Below are 22630 nucleotides of genomic sequence, written 5' to 3' on the forward strand. Positions count from 1 at the left end.
GCGGCCCACAGCCGTTTCCACGGCTCACGGACGGGCTCCGGTCAGCCGGTGCCCTTGGTGAAGTAGTTCTGCAGGCCCGGCACCGTCAGCGTCCCGCCGAACTGGCCCGCCTGCGTCACCTTCACGTTGGTGAAGAAGGCGAACGGCACGTTGATCGGGGGCGGCGTCTGGGGGCTGAACGTGATCGGGATGAGGCCGAAGAGGTTGCCCTTCAGCTCCTCCGTGTACATCGTCACCGTGCCGTTGCGGATGGTGGAGGTGGAACCCTTCCGCGCCTTCACGTGACCGGTCGCGTCCGACTGCGGGCCGACCGTCATCTGGTGGAGGTCCTTGATGTCGAGCGAGGTGGCGGTGAACTTCAGCACCTTCTTCGTGCTGCCGTCGCCCTTCTGCACCTCCACGATGCCCTTGTAGTCGAGTCCGCTCAGGGTGAGCAGCGAACTCTCAAGGATCCACGGGTCGTTCGGGAGGCGGGGGATGCCCTGCTCCAGATCGGCCGCGGCAAGTGCCTTCGGGTCGGCGGTCGGGCACGGGAAGGAGGGCTTGGCGCCGTCCGGGATGTCCTCGTCCTTCTTGGGGTCGAGTCCCTTGGCGTCCTTGTCCAGCTCCTCGACCGGCTTGCCGGCCTTGCCCGCAGCCTCACGGATGGCGTCGGCGGTCTTGTCGGCCGTGTCCTTCGCCGCTTCGGTGACCTTCTCGACGGGCTTGTCGGCGGGCTTGTCCGCCGCCGTGCCGGAGGACTTGTCCGTGTCGCTCGCGGACGGCTTCGGGGACGCGGTCGTGGCACTCGGGGACGGGCTCGCCGTCTCCTTGTCCGGTCCGTCGAAGAGGTCCTTGAGCGCGTCACCGACGCCCAGCGGGTCGAGCGGGTTCTTCGACTCGGTGGGCGAAGGAGTCGCGCTCGGCGTCTCGGCCGGGGTGTCGGCGGCCTTCTTGGCCGAGTCCGTCTCCGGGTCGCCCGTGGCGCTCTCGGAAGGGGTGGCCGAGGGCTTCGGGGTGGTGGCCCCGTCGCTCTTGTCCGGGGTGGCCGTCTCGCTCGCCGTGGCGGACGGGGACGGCTTCTTCGTCTCCGACGCGGAGGGCGACGGCGACTCGCTCGGCTCGTCGGAGCGGGTCACGCACGGGCCGGGCGCGTAGGGGATGTCCGCGCTGTCGTCGGCCATCGCCAGCTTCGGGGTGAGCCCCATCCCGACGAACACCGCGGTCGGCATCGCGGCGAGCGCGAACGCCTTCTTGCCCGCGGGCATGTGGAGCTTCGTCAGCAGCGACTTCCTGGGGGCGGCGTGGCGCGGCCCTCTTCGCTCCTGGAGCCCGCTCCCGCCCGCCGTGTCCGTCTGATTGTCGTCACCCCGCACGATGCCTCCCGCCGTCGACCTCAACTGCCGTCTCGTACTTCGCCGGCTCCTGCTGGGGAACGGCCGCCCCCTGGAGCGCGCCCCCGGGATGGCCGGCGGTCTGCTCGTCCGTCGTGTACGAGAGGCCGTCCGGCGCCGCCGCTGCGGGGACTCCCCCTGCGGGCGCGGCCTCGTCCGTCACGGGCTCACCGGGAGCCCAGGACAGGGAGAGGGCACCGCCGAGCAGGGAGAACAGGAAGCCGATCAGGAAGCCGCCGATGTTGGCGACGGGGATCGAGATCAGTGCGAGCAGGATCGCCGCGACACCCGCGAACACCCGGACGATGTGGTGGAACCACATCGTCAGACCGAGCGTGATCAGCAGGATCCCGATGATCAGGGATCCCGCGCCCGCGGTGGTGGACATCGCCAGCGTCATGTTGCCGAGGTGCATGTTCGCGTACGGGAAGTACGCGATGGGTACACCGCCGAGGATGGTGAACAGACCCGCCCAGAACGGCCGGTTACCCCGCCAGGTGCGGAAGCGTCGCCGGAAGACGCGGAGGTAGTGCTCGTTCTGCCCTGTGGATTCGGGGCTCATGGAAAACAGCTCCCTGGAACCGGTACTGCTGTGAGAAGAAGAGAAGGGTGGGCGGCCGGGAGCATGTCGCGCATGCCCCCGGCCACCCGGGCGAGTGCTTAGTAGCACTCCTTGACACCCTTGTGGAGCGACAGCTTCAGGTCAGGAAGCTTGAACGTTCCCGCTGTGGTCGCCCACGCCTGCTGCTTGACCTTCGACAGCTTGGCGACCTCGGCCCGCTGCGAGAACCCGTAGGGGTTGGCCTGGGTTCCGGGCTGGATGCCCGGGTTCTTCAGCGAACCGGCGGCGACGCCGATGTCGATGTTCGTGAACTCGGCGTCCGCGCCCAGCGAAGAGACATCGAGGTACAGGTCCTTGGCGTAGACCTTTTCCTTGCCGGTGCCCGCGTGGAGCTCCAGCGTCACGCTGCCGAGACCGAACGGCAGGTCAGGGGTGACCACCGACTGGCACATGTTGGTGATAGTGGCCTCGCTGAACCCGGACACGGCGACCGGAGCGGCCATGTCCTTGCCCTTGAGGTCCTTGCCCGTCGCCACACTGCCGTACTGGACGAAGTCCTGGCCGACCAGCTGATCCGCGCTGACCTTGAACTCCTGGCCGGACACGCTGAACGAAGCGGCGAGCGCGCCCTGTGCCAGGCCGACACCCACCGCGGCGGTGGCTATGACGCTCGGCACCATGACGACAGCGAAACGCTTCCATCTCGTGCCACCGCGAACCTGGGAACTCATACTTTTCCTCCTTCTCGGACGTACATCTCCGGCCTGGCATCCTGCCCGACCTGGGATGGGAGAAGTGCTACGTCCTCGGAAAGGAGAGCGCCCGCGAACGGGGACGTGAACCGCGCCCGAATCACCGGCGATCACCCCCGAGCGACAACCACTGGCCACGCGTTCGCGCAACCTCTTCGGACAGGCCCTGCCGTTCAGCAGGAACCCCCCTGTCCGGAGCCGGCGCCACTGCCGCCGGCCCACCCGGTGGGGACCCAACAGAGCCGCCGCACCGACTGGCAGCCGGACTGGCGTTATTGGACCGAGCGTGGCCGATCGTGGTCCATTCACGGCCGTGACACAAGGGGGTTCGTTACTCACTGGTAACGGCGCGATAACCCAGTCACGACCGGGCGGCACCGACCGGCCACACAGGGTTGCCCCGGGCCCGCAGACGAATCACGGCATTGGCGGCCGAAGCCGGACAGATCTCAGCGGGTGATTTACTCGGAGTAACAGCCGTTGCTTTTATCAAGATTTGGTAAAGCGTGGGCTTCTCTTATCGCCCCGACGCGAAAACGGCCGCGGCTCCCGGAAGGAGCCGCGGCCGTGTTGTCAGATCAGAACAAGACGCGTGCGAGCGCGGTGCGCGCGGCGCCCACCCGGGGGTCGTCGGGGCCGATCACCTCGAACAGCTCCAGCAGCCGCACCCGGACCCGGTCCCGGTCGTCGCCGAAAGTCCGGCGGACCGTCTCGACGAGCCGGCCGAACGCGTCCTCGACATGACCGCCCACCAGGTCCAGGTCGGCCGCGGCGAGCTGGGCCGGCACATCGGCCGGGTTCTCGGCGGCGTCCTTGCGGACCTGCTGCGGGTCCGTCCTCTGGACCCGGGCCAGGAGTTCGGCCTGGGCGAGACCGAGCTTGGCCTCGCCGTTGGCCGGCTCGTCGGAGAGGACGTTCTTGTACGCCTGGACGGCACCGGCGAAGTCATTGGCGTCCAGCGCCTGCGCGGCCGCCTCCAGAAGGGCGTCGTACGGCCCGGCGGGCACCGGAGCGGGCTCCTGCGCGGCCGCGCCCGGAGCCGCCGCGTCCTGGTCGACCACGATGCCGGTGAGCCCGAACCGCTCCTCGCCGACCTGGATCAGCTGGTCCAGCGTCTCCCGGATCTGGGCTTCGGGAGCCGCGCCCTGGAAGAGCGGCAGCGCCTGGCCGGCGACGACGGCGAAGACCGCCGGGATGCCCTGGATCCCGAACTGCTGCATCAGCATCTGGTTGGCGTCGACATCGACCTTGGCCAGCACGAAGCGGCCGTTGTACTGCTGGGCCAGCCGCTCCAGGAGCGGTCCCAGCTGCTTGCACGGCTCGCACCACTCGGCCCAGAAGTCGATGACGACGGGGACTTCGGCGGAGCGCTGCAGTACGTCGCTCTCGAAGCCCGCCTCATCGACATCGAACACAAGGGAGGAAGCGGGTACGGCGGCGGGGCCACCCTGCCGGGCGGACTCGGCGCGGGCCTGCTCCGCCTTCACCTTGGCCTCACCGGCCGCCTTCACCGCGGCGAGGTCGACGACACCGCTCATGGACATGTTCCTAGGCTGCATACGTACATCCTCCCCCCTTGGCACACCGATCCGGAAAGCGATACGTGAACCGCGCCCGTCCGCGACCCCCGCCGGTGTGCGAGGTGTGCGGACAGACACGGCCCGAGGGCCCCTGAAAGACCCGGTTCGGCACCCGGTCCCCACCCGGTGCCTGTGGCTGTCGTTCGTCCGTGGCGCGACGCCGGCCGACCGGCATCCTTACGCTACGACCCGTAGCGTAACTGGCCACGCCCCCTGCTGAACAGGACCACCCGGTGATCTGTCTCACGGCCGACGGGGCCGGTCGGATTTAGCTACTGGCGGGTATGGTCGCGTCATGCTGAGCCACAGCCACCCCAAACCCTCACGAACGGGACGACCGCGCAATGCCGCGGCCGATGAGGCGATCCTGGAGGCGACCAGAGCCTCACTGGTCGATCTCGGCTGGTCGAAGCTGACGATGGGTGATGTGGCGACGCGGGCCGGGGTCGCCAAGACGACGCTGTACCGGCGCTGGGCGGGCAAGAACGAACTGGTCGTGGACGCGGTCGCGGTCCTCTTCGACGAGCTGGAACTCCCCGATCTGGGCAGTCTGTCCGCCGATGTGCAGGCGGTGGTGCTGCAGTTCGCCGCGCTCCTGGAGCGCCCGGAGACCCAGACCGCGCTGATGGCCGTGGTCGCGGAGTCGACCCGGGACGAGGCGCTGCGGACCCGGATCCGCGACTCGATCGTGAACCGGCAGAAGCGCCTCGTCCTCCAGGGCCGCCGACGGGCCCAGGAACGCGGCGAGTTGCCGCAGGAGCAGGACGAGGTCACGGCGGCCCTGACGGCGGACCTGATCTTCGACGTGATCGCCGGGGCCGTGGTGCACCGGGCGCTGGTGAGCGCCGAACCCGTCGATGCCGACTGGGCCCGGCGCTTCACCCTGCTGCTCCTGGCGGGGCTGGGCGCGGCCGCCGCCGGATAGCGCGGCGGGGGGGTTACTTCTGCCAGGCGCAACTGCCCAGCGTGGCCCGGCCGGCGGAGACCAGACGGTCCGCCTGCTTCGGCGCCATCAGCTTGGTGCGGTCGCTGTGGCAGACGACGGTGCGGTCGCCCTGCCCGGCCAGGTCCACCAGGATCTGGTCCCAGTGGCGGTACTGGACGTCATGGCCGGAGTCGGCGTACGTACGGACCACCGGGGTGACCGGCAGCGCCTTGCGCCAGGCCGCGAGGGCGGCGGCCGTCGGCACGGTGGTGTCCTTGTCGCCGCCGTAGAGGTAGACGGGCGCCTTCAGCTTCGACAGGTCGGGCCCGGGGCGCTGGCAGTAGAGCCGCTGCTCGTGCACCTGCGGCGCCGGATCGGACTTCTGGCCGCGCTGGTTGTACGTGCGGGCGCCCTCCTCGTACGCGGTGTCGGCGAAGCCCGGGATGGACTTGACGGCGCTGTCGTCGGGGAACGCCCACCAGGAACGCGGGTCGGCTATCGAGTCCTTGACCGCGTCGGTGAGCTGGTCGTCGCTCAGAGAGCAGTAGGCGGCCTTCTCGCCGTACGGCGGGAGCGCGGCGGCCAGGTGGAGGGCCTTGATCCGGCCCGGGGCGCGGGCGGCGAGCTCGGCGGCGTAGGGTCCGCCGCCGGAGATCGCGATCACCGAGACCTTCTTGACGCCGATCCGGTCCAGGACCTCGAGGGCGTCCTTCGCGAAGTCGGCCTTGCCGAGGGACGGGTCGTACTCCGTGTCACCGAAGCCGTTGCGCTCCACGGAGATCAGCCGGAGTCCGAACGACGCCCGGGTGGACCGGAAGAAGTCCGTCATGTGCGCGGCCCGCGCGCTGGTTCCGGTTCCGCCGATGTACAGGACCGGGGTGCCGCCCCGGCGTCCCTCGTCGATGTAGTGCGCGGTGCGGCCGCTGGAGAGCTTCGCGGCCTGCACATCCGGGCCGAGCGAGTCGAAGGCGTCCTGCACCCTCGGCTTCGGTGCCGGTGCGGCGCTGACCGCCGTCGAACCGCTGACCAGCAGCGTTCCGAGTACGGCGAGTGCGGCGCCCGCGGCCGCTGTCATTCTCCCGGACAGTCTCACTGTGTTCCTCCAGAGGGGTACGAGTATCGCGGCTGCGCCTACCCGGCCCCCTGGAGGTGACACCTGTAACTACCGACTGCCTGTCAGAACCCGGGCGGTTCCGTGTAGGTGCCCCATTCCTCGCGCAGCACCCCGCAGATCTCGCCGAGGGTCGCCTCGGCCCGGACGGCGTCGAGCATCGGGGCGATCATGTTGGAGCCGTCGCGGGCGGCGGCCAGCATCGCGTCCAGCGCGGCGCCCACCCGGGCGTCGTCGCGGCCGTCCTTGCGGCCGGCGAGCTCGATGACCTGGTCGCGCTCGACCTCGTGGCTGACCCGCAGGATCTCCAGGTCGCCGGTGACCGAGCCGTGGTGGACGTTGACGCCGACGACCCGCTTGTCGCCCTTCTCCAGCGAACGCTGGTACTGGAAGGCGGACTCGGCGATCTCGCCGGTGAACCAGCCGTCCTCGATGCCGCGCAGGATGCCCGAGGTCATCGGCCCGACGGGGTGCTGTCCGTCCGGGTGGGCGCGGGTGCCGCGCTCCTTGATCTGGTCGAAGATCTTCTCGGCGTCCGCCTCGATCCGGTCGGTGAGCTGCTCCACGTACCAGGAACCGCCCAGCGGGTCGGCCACGTTGGCGACGCCGGTCTCCTCCATCAGCACCTGCTGGGTGCGCAGGGCGATCTCGGCGGCCTGCTCGGAGGGGAGCGCGAGGGTCTCGTCCAGGGCGTTGGTGTGCAGCGAGTTGGTACCGCCGAGGACGGCGGAGAGCGCCTCGACGGCGGTGCGTACGACGTTGTTGTAGGGCTGCTGGGCGGTGAGCGAGACCCCGGCGGTCTGGGTGTGGAAGCGCAGCCACTGCGCCTTGTCGGTCTTCGCGCCGTACGTCTCCTTCATCCAGCGGGCCCAGATCCGGCGGGCCGCGCGGAACTTGGCGATCTCCTCGAAGAAGTCGAGGTGCGCGTCGAAGAAGAAGGAGAGGCCGGGTGCGAAGGTGTCGACCTCCAGGCCGCGGGAGAGGCCGAGCTCCACGTATCCGAAGCCGTCGGCCAGGGTGTACGCGAGCTCCTGCGCGGCCGTCGCCCCGGCCTCGCGGATGTGGTAGCCGGAGACGGAGAGCGGCTTGTACGCGGGGATGTCGCGGGCGCAGTGCTCCATCAGGTCACCGATGAGACGCAGATGGGGCTCGGGCTGGAAGAGCCACTCCTTCTGCGCGATGTACTCCTTGAAGATGTCCGTCTGGAGCGTGCCGTTGAGCACGGCCGGGTCGACGCCCTGGCGCTCGGCGGCGACCAGGTACATGCAGAAGACGGGCACGGCGGGGCCGCTGATCGTCATCGACGTCGTGACGTCACCGAGCGGGATGTCCTTGAAGAGGACCTCCATGTCGGCGGCGGAGTCGATGGCCACCCCGCAGTGGCCGACCTCGCCCAGCGCGCGGGGGTCGTCGGAGTCGCGGCCCATCAGCGTCGGCATGTCGAAGGCGACGCTGAGCCCGCCGCCGCCGGCGGCCAGGATCATCTTGTAGCGCTCGTTGGTCTGCTCGGCGTTGCCGAAGCCGGCGAACTGGCGGATCGTCCAGGTGCGGCCCCGGTAGCCGGTCGGGTGGAGCCCGCGGGTGAAGGGGTACTCACCGGGCCAGCCGATCCGCTCGAAGCCCTCGTACGTGTCCCCGGGCCGGGGGCCGTACGCAGGCTCGACCGGATCCCCGGAGAGCGTGGTGAAGTCCGCGTCACGCTTGCGGGCCTTGTCGTAACGGGCCTGCCAGCGTTGGCGGCCTTCCTCGATCGCGTCAGCGTCCATGCGCACAAATTTACTAGGACGTCCTAGTAAATGTCGATGGGAAACCGCCCGGCGCTTTGCGCGGGGCGGTTCGGACCAGGATTCGGGCCGGGCCGGGACCGGGCTCCGGTCAGGCCTTCGCGGGAACCGGGGCGGCGTCCGCGAGCAGCGGCTCGACGTCGCGGGCGACCTGGCGCTCGACGAAGAAGGCGGCCGTCGGGATCGTGCCGGCGATCAGCACCCAGAGCAGCTTGCCCATCGGCCACTTCGCCTTGGAGCCGAGGTCGAAGGCGAAGATCAGGTAGATGATGTAGAGCACGCCGTGGATCTGCGAGACGACGAGCGTCAGGCCCTCGCCGGTGTCGAAGCCGTACTTGAAGATCATGCAGGTGCAGAGCACCAGCAACATGACGGCGGTGACGTAAGCCATCACCCGGTACCGGGTCAGGACGCTGCGTTTCATGCCATCGAGCCTAACCGGACGTCGTGGGCGATCTTGCAGCGGGCCGGGCGCGGAACCCCGCCCTCCCCGGCCCGCTCAGATCTCCTCGAAGTCCTGTGCGGCGATCCGCAGCGGCCGCAGCAGCGCGAAGATCTCGCCGCACTCCTCGGCGTCGTACACCCCGAGCCCGAACTCCATCGCGACCAGGTCCTCGGTGGCCGCCTCGACGACCTCGCGCCCCTTGTCCGTGATCGAGGCGAGCGTGCCCCGGCCGTCGTTCGGGTTGGGGCGCTTGTCGACCAGGCCGGAGCGCACCAGCCGGTCCACGGTGTTCGTGACGGAGGTGGGGTGGACCATCAGCCGCTCACCGATCTTGGACATCGGCAGCTCACCGGCCTTGGAGAAGGTCAGCAGGACCAGCGCCTCGTACCGTGCGAAGGTCAGCCCGTACGGTTTGACCACCGCGTCGACCTCCGCGAGCAGGATCTGCTGCGCGCGCATGATCGAGGTGATCGCACCCATGGAGGGCACCGGGCCCCAGCGCTGCTGCCAGTGTTCGTCGGCGCGGGCGATGGGATCGAAGGGGAGACTGAGCGGCTTCGGCACGGCATCGACCTTACCCACTGGTCACATGCTGGTCCGCCCCGTCTCGAACTTCGGTCCGAATTCGGTGAGCGGGTGCGGTTCTGCGGACCTCCGCGACGAGCACCAGCATGCACAGGGTGCCCACGGCCCCGGCCCCGGCGACCACCTGGTGCACCGGGAAGAACTCCGCGGCCAGGCCCGCCAGCGCCATGCCCACGCCCTGCAGCGTCATCAGCCCGGCGGTGAGCAGGGTCATGGCCCGGCCGCGCAGTTCCTCCGGAACGGCCTCGACGAACCACTGGTCGAGCCCGATGATGTACGCCGAGCCCGCGCCGGCCACCACCAGCGCGGCCGCGATCACCACGAGGCCGGGGCTGATCCCGTACAGCAGGAAGGGCAGCAGCCCCACCGCCGCGGCCGGCAGCACGATCAGGGAGCGGGCGCGTGGGCTCAGGGCCGCGCCCACGTACAGTTCGGCGGCGATCTGGCCGACCGGCATGGCACACATCAGCAGCCCGAGCGCGACGGTGCCCGCACCGATCTCGTCGGCGTACGGCGCCGCCAGCGCCTCCGGGGCGACGACGAACACCGGGGGCAGCCAGAAGAGCAGCAGCAGGGCCCGGATCCGGCGGTTCCCGAGGACCAGCCGGGCCCCCGAGAGCGACTCGCCCAGCAGGGTGCCGCCGCCCCCGCCGCCGGTCCGGGCCGGACGGTCCCGGGTGCCGAGGCGCAGCAGGAGGGCCGAGCCGAGGAAGGTGGCGACGGTGATGGTGATCGCACCGCGCGGCGAGACCGCCGCCAGCAGCAGCCCGCCCACCCCGAAACCGGCCAGCAGGGCGCTCTGCGAGACGATCCGCAGCAGCGAGCGGCCCAGTACGTAGAGGTCGTCCTCACCTAGGATGTCGGCGAGCGCGGCCATCCTGGTCCCGGTGAAGACCGGCGAGACGGCGGCCACCAGGCAGCGCAGCAGGAGCAGTCCGGCGACGGGGGTGCCCGGCAGCACCATCACGGCGACGCAGGCCGCGCAGATCAGGTCGCAGGTGACCAGGACCCGGCGGGCGGGGTAGCGGTCGGCGATCCCCGCGAAGAGGGTGCCGCCGACGAGGTACGGCAGCATGCCGAGCGCGAACGTCAGGGCGCTGAGCAGCGGTGAGCCGGTGAGGTCGTAGACGAGGACGGTCAGCGCGAGCTCGCTGACCACGACGCCGAGCAGCGAGAGCAGATGCGCGGCGAAGACGGCGCGGAACTCGCGGACGGCGAAGACGGCCCGGTAGCCGCGGGAGGGCTCCGCGCCGGGTCCCGGACCCGCAGGGGCCGGCCCGGCGGGTCCGGGCACGGTTTCGGGGGCCGCGGGGGCCCGGAGCGCGGCCGGCCCGCTCGGGTCGGGGGAACCGGCGCGCTCCGGGTCGCGGGGTGTGTGGCCGCCCGCCGGCGGATCGGTGTCTCTCGGCATGGACGCAGCCTGCGGGAGCACGGCGCCGGGTCCGTAGACTTTCGGTCCCACCCGAATCTTCCCGAGGCCGCGCATGCCGTTCCATCTGCATTTCGACGAGAGCGATCTGCTGCGCTGCCGGTTCGCGCTGTCCCCGATCGGGGAGACCCAGGCGGCTGTCCGGGTACTGGCCCGGCCGGAGCGGCAGGGCTATCACCTGCCGTGGCTGCGAAGGATCCGGGACGCGGCCGCCGGGCTCGAACTCGGTCCGCTGTGGCTGCTGATGAACGAGCGCGGTCACAGCCCGGACTTCTTCTGCCCGCCGCCGCTGGGGCCGCTCGCCTCGTTCGAGGAGGAGATGGCGGGCGTGCGGGCGGTGGATCCGGCGCTGGCGCGGGAGGACATCGCGTGCGCGCTGGCCGACCGGCCCGGGGCGCTGGATTCACCCGCCGGGCGGGCGATGCTGGCCGATCCGGCACGGACCGTGCGGGAGCTGGCCGATCTGCTGGAGCTGGCCTGGCGGGCGCTGATCGAGCCGCACTGGCCCCGGCTGCGGGCGCTGCTGGAGGCGGATGTGGCCTACCACTCACGGCGGCTGGCGGCGGTCGGCTTCGAGCGGCTGCTGAGCGAGCTGAGCCCGCAGCTGAGCTGGGCGGACTCGACGCTGACCATCGCCCGCACGGCCGGCCGGCACTCCCGGGTGCTCGGCGGACAGGGCCTGGTGCTGATGCCGAGCGTGTTCGCCTGGCCGAACGTGGTCGGCGGCTTCGAGGCGCCCTGGCTGCCCGCGGTCATCTATCCGGCGCGCGGCATCGGCGGGCTCTGGACGGAGCCGGGCGACCGCACCCCGGACGTCCTCGCCCGGCTGCTCGGCCGGGCCCGCGCCGACGTCCTGTGCGCGCTCGACGAGCCGGCCGGCACCTCCGCGCTCGCGCACCGGCTCGGCCTCGCGCCGTCCTCCGTCTCGGAGCACCTGTCGGTGCTGCGGTCCGCGGGGCTGCTGACCTCGCGCAGGTACGGGCACCAGGTGCTGTACGAGCGGACGCCGCTCGGGATCGCCCTGGCAGTGCCGCACGCACCGTGACGAGCGGCGCCCGGCGGGGGCGCCGCTCCCCGGGGGTCAGCCGGCCAGGTGCCGCTCGACCGTCTCGACCTTGGCGGTCAGCCCGTCGGTCACACCGGGGCGGATGTCGGCCTTGAGCACGAGGGAGACCCGGCCGGCCCGCGCCTCGACGGCGGCGACGGCGCGCTTGACGACGTCCATGACCTCGTCCCACTCCCCCTCGACGGAGGTGAACATGGCGTCCGTGCGGTTGGGCAGCCCGGACTCGCGGACGACCCGGACGGCGTCGGCGACGTACTCGCCGACGTCCTCACCGACCCCCAGCGGGCTGACGGAAAAGGCGACGATCATGCGCTGACCGTACCTTCCCGGCGGGCGCGGGCGGCGATGACACCGTCGGCCTCGTAGCGCTTCAGCACCTTGTCGCCGTACAGGCCGCCGAACGGCAGCACGCAGAGCAGGAAGAAGAACGCGACGCGCTTGAGCGGCCACTTGGTCTTGTTCCAGACGTCGAGCAGCAGGACGACGTAGATCACGAAGAGCACGCCGTGCAGCATGCCGAGCGGCATCATCAGGAAGTCGATGTCGGAGACCCGGCTCAGCACCGAGCCGAAGATGATCAGCGCGGGGAAGGAGAGCGCCTCGGGAATCGAGATGAGGCGCAGCCGGTGCAGGGCGGTAGCGGTCTTGATGTCCACGGGGGCACCTTCGGGTGGGAGGACGGTGACAGCTTGTGAACGCAGGCACAAGCGCGACCATTGTGGCACCGGCCGCCACCCGGCCCTGTGGCGGGGGCCGTTTCGCGCCCTTCGGGCACTCCTTGTCCTCTATTCGCGGGACGGGCCGGATTTCCGGCGGCTACCGTCGAACCGTGGCAATGTTCCGACTCCAAGGCAGCAAGACGCTCGCCGTCGACCTGACCGGCGACGCCGTCAAGGCGAAGAACGGCTCGATGGTCGCGTACGACGGCCGGATGGCGTTCAAGAAGATGACCGGCGGCGGTGAGGGCCTGCGCGGCATGGTGACCCGCCGGCTGACCGGCGAGCAGATGGCCGTGATGGAGGTGAAGGGCGAGGGCACCTGCTACTTCGCGGACCGGGCGAGTGACATCAGCCTCGTCTCGCTGCGCGGCGAGAAGCTGCACGTCGAGGCGAGCAATCTGCTCTGCACCGAGGCCGGTCTGCGTACCGGCACCACCTTCACCGGGCTGCGCGGCGGCGGGACGGGCAACGGCCTGTTCACCACCACCGTCGAGGGGACGGGCCAGGCGGCGATCATGTCGGACGGCACGGCCGTGACCCTGCGGGTCTCCGCCCAGTACCCGCTCTTCGTCGACCCCGGCGCCTACATCGCCCACCAGGGCAGCCTCCAGCAGCACTTCCAGTCCGGGGTGAACTTCCGGACGCTGATGGGCGAGGGCTCGGGCGAGTCCTTCCAGATCCGCTTCGAGGGCGAGGGACTCGTCTACGTCCAGCCCAGTGAGCGGAACACGATCGGGGGCGATCTCTGATGCCGTTCCGCGAGATCAACTCGAAGATGGTCGAGGCGACGGTCGTCCCCGGCCAGAAGATGTTCAGCCAGCGCGGCGCGATGCTGGCCTACCGCGGCGAGGTGTCCTTCACGCCGAACATCCAGGGCGGTCAGGGCGGGGTGATGTCGATGATCGGCCGCCGGATGGCGAACGAGGCGACGCCCCTGATGACGGTCGAGGGCAGCGGCACCGTGATGTTCGGTCACGGCGGCCACCACATCCAGGTGATCAACCTGTCCGGGGACACCCTCTACGTGGAGGCCGACCGGCTGCTCGCCTTCGACGGCGCGCTCCAGCAGGGCACGATGTTCATGGGCTCGCAGGGCGGCGTGATGGGCATGGTGCGCGGCCAGGTGAGCGGGCAGGGCCTGTTCACGACGACGCTGAAGGGGCACGGCGCGGTGGCGGTGATGGCGCACGGCGGGGTGATCGAGCTGCCGATCACGCCGGGCCGCGACGTGCACGTGGATCCGCAGGCCTACGTCGCCCACCACGGCGACGTGCGCAACAAGCTCTCCACCGCGCTCGGCTGGCGCGAGATGGTGGGGCGCGGCTCCGGCGAGGGCTTCCAGCTGGAGCTGAGCGGCAGTGGTGCGGTGTACGTCCAGGCGTCGGAGGAGAAGCTGTGAGCTCGCCCGTGGTCTTCGACCCGATGACGCTGCCGTCGGACGACAACGTCAACGCGTACACCTTCTGTGTGGAGCTGAAGGGGAGCCAGTGGTTCCTGCAGAAGGGCAAGATGATCGCCTACTACGGGCGGATCGAGTTCAACGGCATCGGGCACGGCCGCTTCGAGGGCCTGGTCCGTACGAGCTTCCACTCGCCGCTGCACGCGAGTGACTGGGTGGTGGCCGAGGGCAGCGGGAAGATGCTGCTCGCGGACCGGGCCTTCGACGTGAACTCCTACGACCTTCAGGACGGGAACCTGACGATCCGGTCCGGGAACCTGCTGGCCTACCAGCCGACGCTGGCGCTGAAGCAGTCGATCGTGCCGGGGTTCCTGACGCTGATCGGTACGGGGAAGTTCGTCGCCGCCTCCAACGGTCCGGTGGTCTTCATGGAGCCGCCGCTGCGGGTCGACCCGCAGGCACTGGTGGGCTGGGCGGACTGCCCCTCGCCGTGCCACCACTACGACCACGGCTACATGCGGGGCGTGCTGGGCGGGCTGCGGGCGTTCACCGGGATCGGCGGCGCCTCGGGCGAGGAGCACCAGTTCGAGTTCGTCGGCGCGGGCACGGTGCTGCTCCAGTCCACCGAGGTGCTGATGGCCGAGCAGCCGACGGGAGCGGTGCCGCAGCAGGCGGGTGTTCCGGGCGGGGGTCAACCTGGGTCCAACCCCCGCACCCCGGGCCAGCTGGGGGACCTCCAACGGCGCTTCGGGTTGTGAACGGTAGTCTGCGGAGTGTGACGCCGAAGGTCAGCGCCTCACCCGCGGGACCCGGCCGGCGCGTGCCGGGCGTCACACCAACTGACTTCGTCCGGATTTCAACTTCTTAGGTAGAATCCATATATGGAGACCGAGACGGCCACCCGCTGGCTGAGCAACGCGGAGCAGTGCGCCTGGCGCACCCACCTGGATGTCAGCAGGCTGCTGATGCACCAGCTGGAGAAGGACCTCCAGCCGTTCGGCCTGACCAACAACGACTACGAGATCCTCGTCAACCTCTCGGAGTCGCCGGACCAGCGGCTGCGGATGAGTGATCTCGCCACCGCCACCCTGCAGTCCAAGAGCAGGCTCTCGCACCAGGTCACCCGCATGGAGAGCGCGGGCCTGGTCCGCCGGGAGAACTGCGAGTCCGACCGGCGCGGGCTGTACGCGGTCCTCACCGAGACCGGCGCGGAGACGATGCGCAAGGTGGCGCCCCACCACGTGGCGTCGGTGCGCAAGCACTTCATGGACCTGCTGACCCCGGAGGCGCTGGAGCAGCTGCACGCCGCCCTCGCCCCGGTCGCGGACCACCTGCGCGCCCGCCGCGTCTGACAGCGGTCCGGCAGCCCGGGGGCGGCGCTCAGCGGGGGCCCGGCAGCCACAGCTCGAACCGGGCGCCGCACTCCCCCGCCCCGGCCACGGTCAGCCGGCCCCCGTGCCGCACGGCCACGTCGCGGGCGATGGCGAGGCCCAGACCGGCCCCGCCGTCGTCGCGGGCGCGGGCGTCGTCGAGACGCACGAAGCGCTCGAAGACCCGCTCGCGCTCCGCCTCCGGCACCCCGGCCCCGTCGTCCGTGACCACGAGGACCGCGCCCCCGCGTGCCCCCCGCACCGCCACGGCCACCGAACCGACCGCGTGCCGCTCGGCGTTGTCCAGCAGATTGCCGATCACCCGGGCCAGCTGACCTCGTGAACCGGTCACCTCCGGCCCGCCCGGCTCCGGCACGGACACCGCCACCGCGATCCGGTCACCGGTGCGCTGCGAGACCTCCTCGCGCACCAGCGCGCCCAGATCCAGCCGCACGCTCCCCGGCCGCTCCCCCGCGTCCAGCCTGGCCAGCAGCAGCAGATCGGCGGCCAGCGCCTGGAGCCGCACGGTGTCGGCCACCGCACCCGGCACGTCCAGCAGCTCCGGGTGCGCGGCGCCCACCTCCAGCTGGGTGCGGAGCGAGGCGATCGGGGAGCGCAGCTCGTGCGAGGCGTCCGCGACGAACCGCCGCTGCCGGTCGACGGAGGCCTCCAGGGCGGTGAGCGTCTCGTTGGTGGTACGGGCCAGCCGCGCGACCTCGTCGCGCGAACCCGGCTCCGGCACCCGCCTGCCCAGGTCCTCGGACGCGGTGATCGCCGCCATCTCGCGCCGGATGTCCTCGACCGGGCGCAGCGCCCGCCGGGTCACCAGCCAGGTCACCCCCGCGACCACGAGCAGCACGACGGGCAGCGCTGCCAGCATCGCGGCGCGCACGCTCGCGACGGCCCGCTGCTCCGCGGCGAGCGGGGCCCCGGCGTGGACGGTCAGGGTCAGCCCGGCGGAGTTCGTCGCCTCGACGGACGCGAAGCGGTAGTCGGCGCTCTCGCCGTCGACGGTGGCGGTGCCGTTGCCGAAGTCCGGGTCCTCGGTGGAGACCTCACCGCGTCCGGGGTCGGTGCCCGCGCCGTCGTCATCGTCGTCGTCATCGCGGTCGCCGTCGTCGCCCGTGCCCGGGGCGGGCGAGGGCTGCGGGGTGACCCGGTCCGTGCCGGTGCCGGAGATCGCCTCCAGGTCCTTGGAGACGGCGACCACCCGTCCGTCCTCGTCGGTCACCTGGACCGGATGGTCCTCCTCGTCGCCCGTCTCCAGCTTGTCGTAGGGGACGTCGAGGGCCAGCTGCCCGGCGGCCTCGCGGGCCGCCACCTCGGCCTGGAGGCCCGCCTGGCCGGTGAGGTTGGCGCGCAGGACCAGCAGGGCGGCGAGCCCGGCGGCGACGAGCGCGAGGGCGACGACCACCGTGGCGCCGAGCGCCGCCCTGGCCCGTACCGATCTCACAGCGCCTCCAGCCGGTAACCGGCGCCGCGCACCGTGCGGATGGCGGCCGCGCCGAGCTTGCGGCGCAGGGTGCTCACGTACACCTCGACGATGTTCGGGTCGCCGTCGTAGGCGAAGTCCCAGACGTGCTCCAGGATCTCCGCCTTGCTCACCACCTGTCCGGCCCGCAGCGCGAGCTGTTCGAGCACGGCGAACTCCTTGGTGGTGAGCACGACCTCGTCCCCACCGAGGTGGACCCGGCGGGCGGCGGTCTCCATGCGCAGGGAGCCGACGGTGACCACCGGGGATGCGGAGCCGCCGCGCCGGCGCAGCAGTGCGCGGACCCGGGCGACCAGCACCACGTAACTGAACGGCTTGGTGAGGTAGTCGTCGGCGCCGGTGTCCAGGCCCTCCGCCTCGTCGTACTCCCCGTCCTTCGCCGTCAGCATCAGGATGGGCACCTCGTGCCCTGCGGCGCGCAGGGCGGCGCAGACCCGGTAGCCGTTCATCCCCGGCAGCATGATGTCCAGGACGACGAGGTCGTACGCGCCGTCGGAGGCCCGGTGCAGCCCTTCGAGCCCGTCGTGCACGACATCCACGGCGAATCCCTCGGCGGTGAGCCCCCGGGCCAGGGAGATCGCCAGCCGCTTCTCGTCCTCCACGATCAACAGGCGCATGCGCACAGCCTCGCAAACCGGAGCTGAAGACGGCTTCAGGTGGTTTCAGGCTGCGTTCAGCATCCCCTCGGCAGGGTGGGACCCGTCGCACAACGGACCGTCCGACCGGGGAGGACCCCTCATGAAGCGAAAGATCGTCATCGCCGCCGTCACCGCCGCGGTGCTGGCCGCCGGCGGAACCGCCACGGCCGTCGCCCTGGCGGGCGGCGGTCCCACGAGTGGCACGCCGGGCCGCGACAGCGCCCGCGTCACCGTCGGGGACGCGGCAGCGGCCGCCGTCCGGGCCGTGCCGGGCACGGTGACCGAGGCCGAACTCGACGACGAGGACGGCCGTCTCGTCTGGGAGCTCGACGTGTACGGCTCCGAGCGGACCCGGCACGACGTGACGGTGGACCCGGCCGACGGCAAGGTGCTCGCCGATCACGTCGACTCCGACGACGGCGACCGGTCCGCGCCCCGCAAGACCTCCGTGACGCTCGACGACGCGGTGCGGGCCGCGCTCGGATCGGTGCCTGGCACCGTGACCTCGGTCGAGCTGGAGGACCACGACGGCCGCACCGGCCGGGCGGTGCACTGGGAGGTCGACGTCCGGGGGAAGGACGGCGCGAAGCACGAGCTGGACGTGGACGCGAAGACGGCGAAGGTCACGGTGGACCGGCCGGACAGCGGCCACGGTGGCGACGACGGGGACGGGGACGACCACGACGACGACTGAGCAGCGGCCGCGGTCCCGCCTCAGGGGATGTAGCCGGAGACGACCGTGCCGTCGGGAAAGCCGAGGAACACGACGTCGCCGACGGCCAGCAGCTGCGGCGGGTCGTCGGGCGGGAAGGGGACGCCGGTGTATCCGGTGCTGTTCTCCGGTTCCCCGTCCGTCCGCCGGTACGTGCCCACCCCCGCGCCCGTGGCCGCGAGGACCAGGTCCCCGGCGACCGAGGGCCGACCACCCCCGTCCGCGTACCGGTCGGTGGCCCACTTCGACACGTCGCCGGCCACCGAGAAGGCGTGGAGGCTCTCGTCGTCGTTGACCACCACGGTTCCGTCGTCGGTCAGCGCCACCGGGCCGTGGACCGCGATGCCCGCGGCGATGATCCGGTGCTCCCGGGGCCGGGTCACGTCGTTCATGGCGGCGAGGCCGGGCCCCGGCGTGGCCCGGCAGACCAGCACGCGGCCCCTGAGCACCGGGTCCCGGCACGGGAAGTCGTTCTCGGACAGCCGCTCCTTCACGGTGCCCGTCGCCCCGTCGACGATCCGGGTGTCCCCCGCCACCACGACCAGCCGCCCCTCGTCGGCGACCAGGGCGGGCCGGGTCCCGTCGTAGGGCTTGTTCCACAGCTCGCGCCGGTCGCCGGTGAGCCGGCGGGCGGCCAGCCTGCCGGTGCCGGGGGCGCCGCCGCCGATGGCGTAGTAGAGGGTGTCGCCGTCCTGGACGGCGGCCGAACCGGTGTGCCCGGCCGGCAGCTTCGCGCGCCACCGCTCCTCGCCGTCCGTGAGCCGGTAACCGACCAGGGCCCGGCCGACGAACGCGTACACGGTCCCCTTGGTGAAGCCGGCGACGACAGCCGCGGCGCCCTGTGCCGCCTTCGGGATACGCCAGCGCTGCTTGCCGTCGGCCGCGTCGAGCGCGGTGAGCCCCTTCTTCCCGCCGCACAGCAGGGCCGACTCCGCGAAGCCGCAGTCGCCCGTGCCGCCCTGGACGGTGGACTTCCACGCCTTCCAGCCGGCGGGCCGGACGGACCGGTCGGTCGCGGCATTGCCGAAGTCGCCCGAGCGGCCGCTGTCGGCCCGGGGAACCAGGCGGACGCCGGCGGTGTCGGCCGCGTGGGACGGACCGGCGCCGGGACCCGAGGACCGGGCGCCGCTCCCCGGACCACCGCCCCCGGCAGGCGGGTCGGGCCAGAGCACGTAGCCCAGCAGCAGGCAGACCGTGACCGCCACGGCCGCCAGGACCACCTGGGGCGCCCGGCGCGGGGCGTCCGCCGGCGTGATGACGGCGACGGGAGGCGGGCCGGGCGGCAGCGGCGGCACGAAGGGGACGGACTCCGGATCGGCCGGAGCCGAGTCGGCGCACTCCCTGGCCGCGCGCCCGTAGTCGGCCTGCTGGTCCCGAACGCCCTGCGTCCAGGGGAACGGGAGCGAGGGGCCCCCGGGGAGCAGCAGAGCGGCCAGTTCCCCGGAACCCGGGCGCAGTTCGGGCCTCGGGTCCAGGCACCGGGCGATCACCTCGCGCAGCAGCGGGGGCACCCCGGAGAGTTCGGCGTCGCCCCGGGAGATCCGGAAGATCACCGCCGCCATGTCGGAGTCGTCGAACGGGCCGCGTCCGGCAGCCGCGAACGCCAGCACCGCGCCCAGGCAGAACACGTCGGACGCCGGCACCAGCGCGGTGGAGCCGTTGACGTGTTCGGGCGAGATGTAGCCGGGGCTGCCGACCACGACACCGGTACGGGTCAGCTGTGTGGCGTCGAAGGCCTGGGCTATGCCGAAGTCGATCACCTTGGGGCCCTCGGGGCCCAGCAGCACGTTGCCCGGCTTGAGGTCGCGGTGCAGCACCCGTACGGCGTGCATGTCCGCGAGGGCCAGGGCCAGGTCCGCGCCCATGGCCCGGACCACCGGCTCGGGCAGCGGCCCGCCCCGGATCACCGCCTCGGCCAGCGAGGGACCGGCGACGTACTCGGTGGCGAGCCAGGGCGTGCGGCCGCTCGCGTCGCCCCCGAGGAACGCGGCGGTGCGGGGACTGCGCACGGCGGCGGCCGCCTCGATCTCCCGCCGGAACCGGACCCGGAACCCGTCGTCCAGGTCGAGTTCGAGCCGTACGGTCTTCAGCGCGACGAGCGCCGCGGCGGGCATCCCGGCGGGCCGCGCCAGGTACACCTCTCCCATGCCGCCGGTGCCGAGCAGACCGAGGATCCGGTAGGGCCCGATCCGGGTCCGGGTGCCGGGGGCCGGCCGTTCGATCATGAGGCGGACGCGCCGGGCAGCGGGACGGAGAACACCTTGCCGCCGTGCTGGATGACGTAGACGGCTCCGCCGACCGGCAGGACCTCCGGCGGCAGCACCTCGTCGGACAGCACGACCCCCCACTGGAGCATGTCGTAGTCCTTGCGGGTCTCGGGCCCCGGGGCGCCCTCGATCGCGGTTGTGCGCAGCGGTCCCGGCTTCGCCGCGCCGTTCAGGGCGACGCTGTACAGGCTGGTGCTGTCCGCCCACACCAGGGTGTCCGCGACGATCACCGGGGACGAGGCGGCATTGACGGGGCTGTCGAAGGAGCGCCGGTCGAGCGGGTAGCGGGCGAGGGTCTTGCCGTCCTCCCGCCGGGCCACGACGATCTCCGGGTCGATGTCGTCCTCCTCCCAGGGAGCACCGCTGCGGACCAGGACGACCACGTGGTCGTCGACAGCGCCGAGGGCGGCCCCGCCGGTGAGTCCGTCCGGCAGCGGGATCTCACCGTCGGACTGAAGCGTGGGGATGCGGAGCCGCTGGACGGCTACGGCCTCGCCCTCGGCGGAGTACGTGTACGCGGTGCAGTAGACGTGCGGGGCGCGGATCAGTGCGTCGTAGCACCGGGAGTCCTGCCCCTCCTTCCTGCGGCCGAGTTCGGCGCCGTCCCCGGTGCGCAGGGCGCGCAGTCCGTCCTGGCCGCGCAGGTAGAGCACCCCGTCGCTGGTGGTGAGCGGCCAGAAGTCGTACTCGTCGACCTTCGCGAGGTTGTCGCCCACCAGCGGTTTGCGCCACTGTTCCTTGCCGGTGGCGAGGTCGAACGCGGCGACCTGGGCCCCTTCCGGGACGGGGCCGATGTCCGCGAAGACCAGCCCGTCGGCGACCAGCGGCGCGCTCTCGAAGCCGTGCGACGATCCGGCGCGGGTCTCCCAGCGGGGCTTGCCGGTACGGGAGTCCAGCGAGACGATCCGGTCGCCGGTGGCGAGCAGCACGGAATCGCCGTAGACGGCGGGCCGGGTCGACCCGGACGGCATGAAGACCTGCCCGGTGGGGCTGATCCGGGCGCCCACCTCGTCCGCGTCCAGCCGGGCCGAGTAGTCCCACAGTTTCTTCCCGTCGGACGGGGAGAGCGCCTCGTACGCGCCGCCCGTGGTGCGGCAGACCAACACGTCCCGGCCCGCCGCGCAGCCGAACGGGCGCCCGGTCAGCTCGCCCTGCCAGGAGTGCCACCCGGCAGGCCGGACGTCACGGCCGTACGGGACGGTGCCGGCGCCCTCCGGGCCGCCCTGGGCGTCGATGCCGGCGAGCACCTCGGCGGGCTGCTTCCGGTCCCCGCTGCCCTTGTCGCCGTCGCGCAGCGCCAGCAGTGCGCCGGTCGCTGCCCCTATGAGGACGAGCGCGGCGAGGGCCGCCAGGAGACCGCGCCGCCGCCGGGAGCGCGGCGGCGCGGCCGGCTCCGGCGCGGGCACCTGGGGCGGACGCAGCACGAAGTCTGTCGCCACCGTGTGGTGGCGGGGCGCGGCCTCCCGGCTGCCGGTGGCCGCCTCGGTGGGCGTGTATCCGGGCAGCAGCGGCCCGTCCAGCGCGCCGACCCGGGCCAGTTCCCGTTGGTACTCCGCGATCTGTGCGCCCACCGGTGCGGGCCACCCGTCGGCGGCGCCCGGGGTGAGCCGGGCGGCCAGGGCGTCGGCGGTGGGGCGGGCGGCGGGGTCGGCGCTCAGGCAGTCGTCCAGGACCGCGCGCAGCCCCTGGGGCACCTCCGCCAGGTCGGCCTCGACGTACTTGACCCGGTACAGGACCGCGGCGACGGGGCCGTCCCCGAACGGGTCGCGGCCGGTGGCGGCGAAGCAGAGCACGGAGGCGAGGCAGAACACGTCGGAGGCCGGTACGACGCGTCCGCTGCCCGCCACGTGCTCCGGCGACATGAAGGCGGGGCTGCCGACCATCCGGCTGGTGGTGGTGAGCGGGGTGCCTCCGGCGTCCCGGGCGATCCCGAAGTCGATGAGGCGCGGCCCGTCGGCGGCGAGCATCACGTTGCCGGGCTTCACATCGCGGTGGACGATGCCCGCCGCATGGACGGCCGCCAGGGCGCGGGCCAGTCCGGCGCCCAGCATCCGGACCTCGGCCTCGCCCAGCGCGCCCGCGCCCCGGACGGCGGCGGACAGGGTGGGCCCGGCGACGTACTCGGTGGCGAGCCAGGGGACCTCGGCGTCGGCGTCCCCGTCGAGCAGCGGCGCGAGGCGGGGGCCGGTGACGGAGCGGGCGACGGTGATCTCGCGGCGGAAGCGGCTGCGGAAGCCGGGGTCCTGGGCGACGTCGCGGCGGACGGTCTTGACGGCGGCCGGGCCGGACCCGTCGCCCCGGTCCCCCAGGAAGACCTCCCCCATCCCGCCCGCGCCGAGCCGGGCCCGTATCGCGTACGGGCCGATCCGTCTGGGCGAGTCCTCCCGCAGCGGACCCAGCATGTGCCGCTCCCCCCCTGGC

At 72.1% G+C, this 22630-nt stretch carries 22 protein-coding genes; 7 read left to right on the forward strand and 15 right to left on the reverse strand.

Annotated features, from left to right (window positions below):
* Positions 1 to 41: 41 nt before the first annotated feature.
* From EDD93_RS01675 to EDD93_RS01695, 4 genes are all read right to left on the reverse strand, one after another.
* Positions 42 to 1355: a hypothetical protein gene (locus EDD93_RS01675; protein ID WP_123523468.1), complete on the reverse strand. Its 1314-nt coding sequence runs from the start codon at positions 1353 to 1355 to the stop codon at positions 42 to 44.
* Positions 1345 to 1935, reverse strand: a complete 591-nt coding sequence (locus EDD93_RS01680; protein ID WP_123523469.1) for a DUF6114 domain-containing protein — start codon at positions 1933 to 1935, stop codon at positions 1345 to 1347. Before EDD93_RS01680 ends, EDD93_RS01675 begins: the two co-directional genes overlap by 11 nt.
* Before the next feature lie 98 nt (positions 1936 to 2033).
* Positions 2034 to 2666 carry a DUF6230 family protein gene (locus tag EDD93_RS01685; RefSeq protein ID WP_123523470.1) on the reverse strand — a complete coding sequence of 211 codons (633 nt, stop codon included), beginning with the start codon at positions 2664 to 2666 and terminating at the stop codon, positions 2034 to 2036.
* 599 nt (positions 2667 to 3265) lie between these two features.
* The gene (locus EDD93_RS01695; RefSeq protein ID WP_185092188.1) at positions 3266 to 4246 is read right to left on the reverse strand and encodes a tetratricopeptide repeat protein; all 981 of its coding nucleotides are present in this window, start codon (positions 4244 to 4246) and stop codon (positions 3266 to 3268) included.
* A gap of 316 nt (positions 4247 to 4562) precedes the next feature.
* On the opposite strand from EDD93_RS01695, the gene EDD93_RS01700 reads away from it, so the two are divergent.
* Complete coding sequence (locus EDD93_RS01700) at positions 4563 to 5192, forward strand: TetR/AcrR family transcriptional regulator (protein WP_123523472.1); 630 nt, start codon at positions 4563 to 4565, stop codon at positions 5190 to 5192.
* A 13-nt stretch (positions 5193 to 5205) separates the two neighbouring features.
* Here the strand turns inward: EDD93_RS01700 and EDD93_RS01705 are convergent, their stop codons facing one another.
* The 5 genes from EDD93_RS01705 to EDD93_RS01725 form a co-directional block, all read right to left on the reverse strand.
* Positions 5206 to 6267, reverse strand: coding sequence for an alpha/beta fold hydrolase (locus tag EDD93_RS01705; protein ID WP_123523473.1), 1062 nt, complete (start codon positions 6265 to 6267; stop codon positions 5206 to 5208).
* Positions 6268 to 6368: 101 nt separating this feature from the next.
* On the reverse strand, positions 6369 to 8069 hold the full coding sequence (locus EDD93_RS01710) for a methylmalonyl-CoA mutase (protein WP_123523474.1): 1701 nt from the start codon (positions 8067 to 8069) through the stop codon (positions 6369 to 6371).
* 109 nt (positions 8070 to 8178) lie between these two features.
* Positions 8179 to 8511 carry a DUF3817 domain-containing protein gene (locus EDD93_RS01715; RefSeq protein WP_123523475.1) on the reverse strand — a complete coding sequence of 111 codons (333 nt, stop codon included), beginning with the start codon at positions 8509 to 8511 and terminating at the stop codon, positions 8179 to 8181.
* A gap of 75 nt (positions 8512 to 8586) precedes the next feature.
* Entirely contained in the window at positions 8587 to 9096 is a 510-nt protein-coding gene (locus EDD93_RS01720) for a MarR family winged helix-turn-helix transcriptional regulator (protein ID WP_073737055.1), read from the reverse strand.
* Positions 9097 to 9106: 10 nt separating this feature from the next.
* Positions 9107 to 10528 (reverse strand): MFS transporter, encoded by a 1422-nt coding sequence (locus tag EDD93_RS01725; RefSeq protein WP_123527534.1) that lies wholly within the window; start codon positions 10526 to 10528, stop codon positions 9107 to 9109.
* Between the two features lie 73 nt (positions 10529 to 10601).
* Here EDD93_RS01725 and EDD93_RS01730 point away from each other — a divergent pair, with 73 nt between their 5' ends.
* The gene (locus tag EDD93_RS01730) at positions 10602 to 11591 is read left to right on the forward strand and encodes a DUF5937 family protein (protein ID WP_123523476.1); all 990 of its coding nucleotides are present in this window, start codon (positions 10602 to 10604) and stop codon (positions 11589 to 11591) included.
* A 36-nt stretch (positions 11592 to 11627) separates the two neighbouring features.
* Here EDD93_RS01730 and EDD93_RS01735 read toward each other — a convergent pair whose 3' ends face one another.
* Both EDD93_RS01735 and EDD93_RS01740 read right to left on the reverse strand, forming a co-directional pair.
* On the reverse strand, positions 11628 to 11921 hold the full coding sequence (locus tag EDD93_RS01735) for an MTH1187 family thiamine-binding protein (RefSeq protein ID WP_123523477.1): 294 nt from the start codon (positions 11919 to 11921) through the stop codon (positions 11628 to 11630).
* Entirely contained in the window at positions 11918 to 12268 is a 351-nt protein-coding gene (locus EDD93_RS01740) for a DUF3817 domain-containing protein (RefSeq protein WP_123523478.1), read from the reverse strand. The genes EDD93_RS01735 and EDD93_RS01740 overlap by 4 nt, the downstream gene beginning before the upstream one ends.
* Positions 12269 to 12447: 179 nt before the next feature.
* Between EDD93_RS01740 and EDD93_RS01745 the strand changes: the two genes are divergently transcribed.
* From EDD93_RS01745 to EDD93_RS01760, 4 genes are all read left to right on the forward strand, one after another.
* Positions 12448 to 13080 (forward strand): AIM24 family protein, encoded by a 633-nt coding sequence (locus EDD93_RS01745; RefSeq protein WP_123523479.1) that lies wholly within the window; start codon positions 12448 to 12450, stop codon positions 13078 to 13080.
* Positions 13080 to 13730: an AIM24 family protein gene (locus tag EDD93_RS01750; RefSeq protein ID WP_024494216.1), complete on the forward strand. Its 651-nt coding sequence runs from the start codon at positions 13080 to 13082 to the stop codon at positions 13728 to 13730. The genes EDD93_RS01745 and EDD93_RS01750 overlap by 1 nt, the downstream gene beginning before the upstream one ends.
* Positions 13727 to 14488, forward strand: coding sequence for an AIM24 family protein (locus EDD93_RS01755; protein ID WP_123523480.1), 762 nt, complete (start codon positions 13727 to 13729; stop codon positions 14486 to 14488). The genes EDD93_RS01750 and EDD93_RS01755 overlap by 4 nt, the downstream gene beginning before the upstream one ends.
* 123 nt (positions 14489 to 14611) lie before the next feature.
* Complete coding sequence (locus EDD93_RS01760) at positions 14612 to 15082, forward strand: MarR family winged helix-turn-helix transcriptional regulator (RefSeq protein WP_123523481.1); 471 nt, start codon at positions 14612 to 14614, stop codon at positions 15080 to 15082.
* Between the two features lie 28 nt (positions 15083 to 15110).
* Here EDD93_RS01760 and EDD93_RS01765 read toward each other — a convergent pair whose 3' ends face one another.
* On the reverse strand, positions 15111 to 16553 hold the full coding sequence (locus EDD93_RS01765) for a cell wall metabolism sensor histidine kinase WalK (RefSeq protein WP_123523482.1): 1443 nt from the start codon (positions 16551 to 16553) through the stop codon (positions 15111 to 15113).
* Positions 16550 to 17209 carry a response regulator transcription factor gene (locus EDD93_RS01770; RefSeq protein ID WP_123523483.1) on the reverse strand — a complete coding sequence of 220 codons (660 nt, stop codon included), beginning with the start codon at positions 17207 to 17209 and terminating at the stop codon, positions 16550 to 16552. Before EDD93_RS01770 ends, EDD93_RS01765 begins: the two co-directional genes overlap by 4 nt.
* Positions 17210 to 17330: 121 nt before the next feature.
* Between EDD93_RS01770 and EDD93_RS01775 the strand changes: the two genes are divergently transcribed.
* The gene (locus EDD93_RS01775; RefSeq protein WP_123523484.1) at positions 17331 to 17924 is read left to right on the forward strand and encodes a PepSY domain-containing protein; all 594 of its coding nucleotides are present in this window, start codon (positions 17331 to 17333) and stop codon (positions 17922 to 17924) included.
* 20 nt (positions 17925 to 17944) lie between these two features.
* Here EDD93_RS01775 and EDD93_RS01780 read toward each other — a convergent pair whose 3' ends face one another.
* On the reverse strand, positions 17945 to 20167 hold the full coding sequence (locus EDD93_RS01780; RefSeq protein ID WP_123523485.1) for a protein kinase domain-containing protein: 2223 nt from the start codon (positions 20165 to 20167) through the stop codon (positions 17945 to 17947).
* Complete coding sequence (locus EDD93_RS01785; RefSeq protein ID WP_123523486.1) at positions 20164 to 22611, reverse strand: protein kinase domain-containing protein; 2448 nt, start codon at positions 22609 to 22611, stop codon at positions 20164 to 20166. Before EDD93_RS01785 ends, EDD93_RS01780 begins: the two co-directional genes overlap by 4 nt.
* Positions 22612 to 22630 lie beyond the last annotated feature (19 nt).

This window comes from Streptomyces sp. 840.1 (assembly GCF_003751445.1).
Lineage (GTDB): Bacteria > Actinomycetota > Actinomycetes > Streptomycetales > Streptomycetaceae > Streptomyces.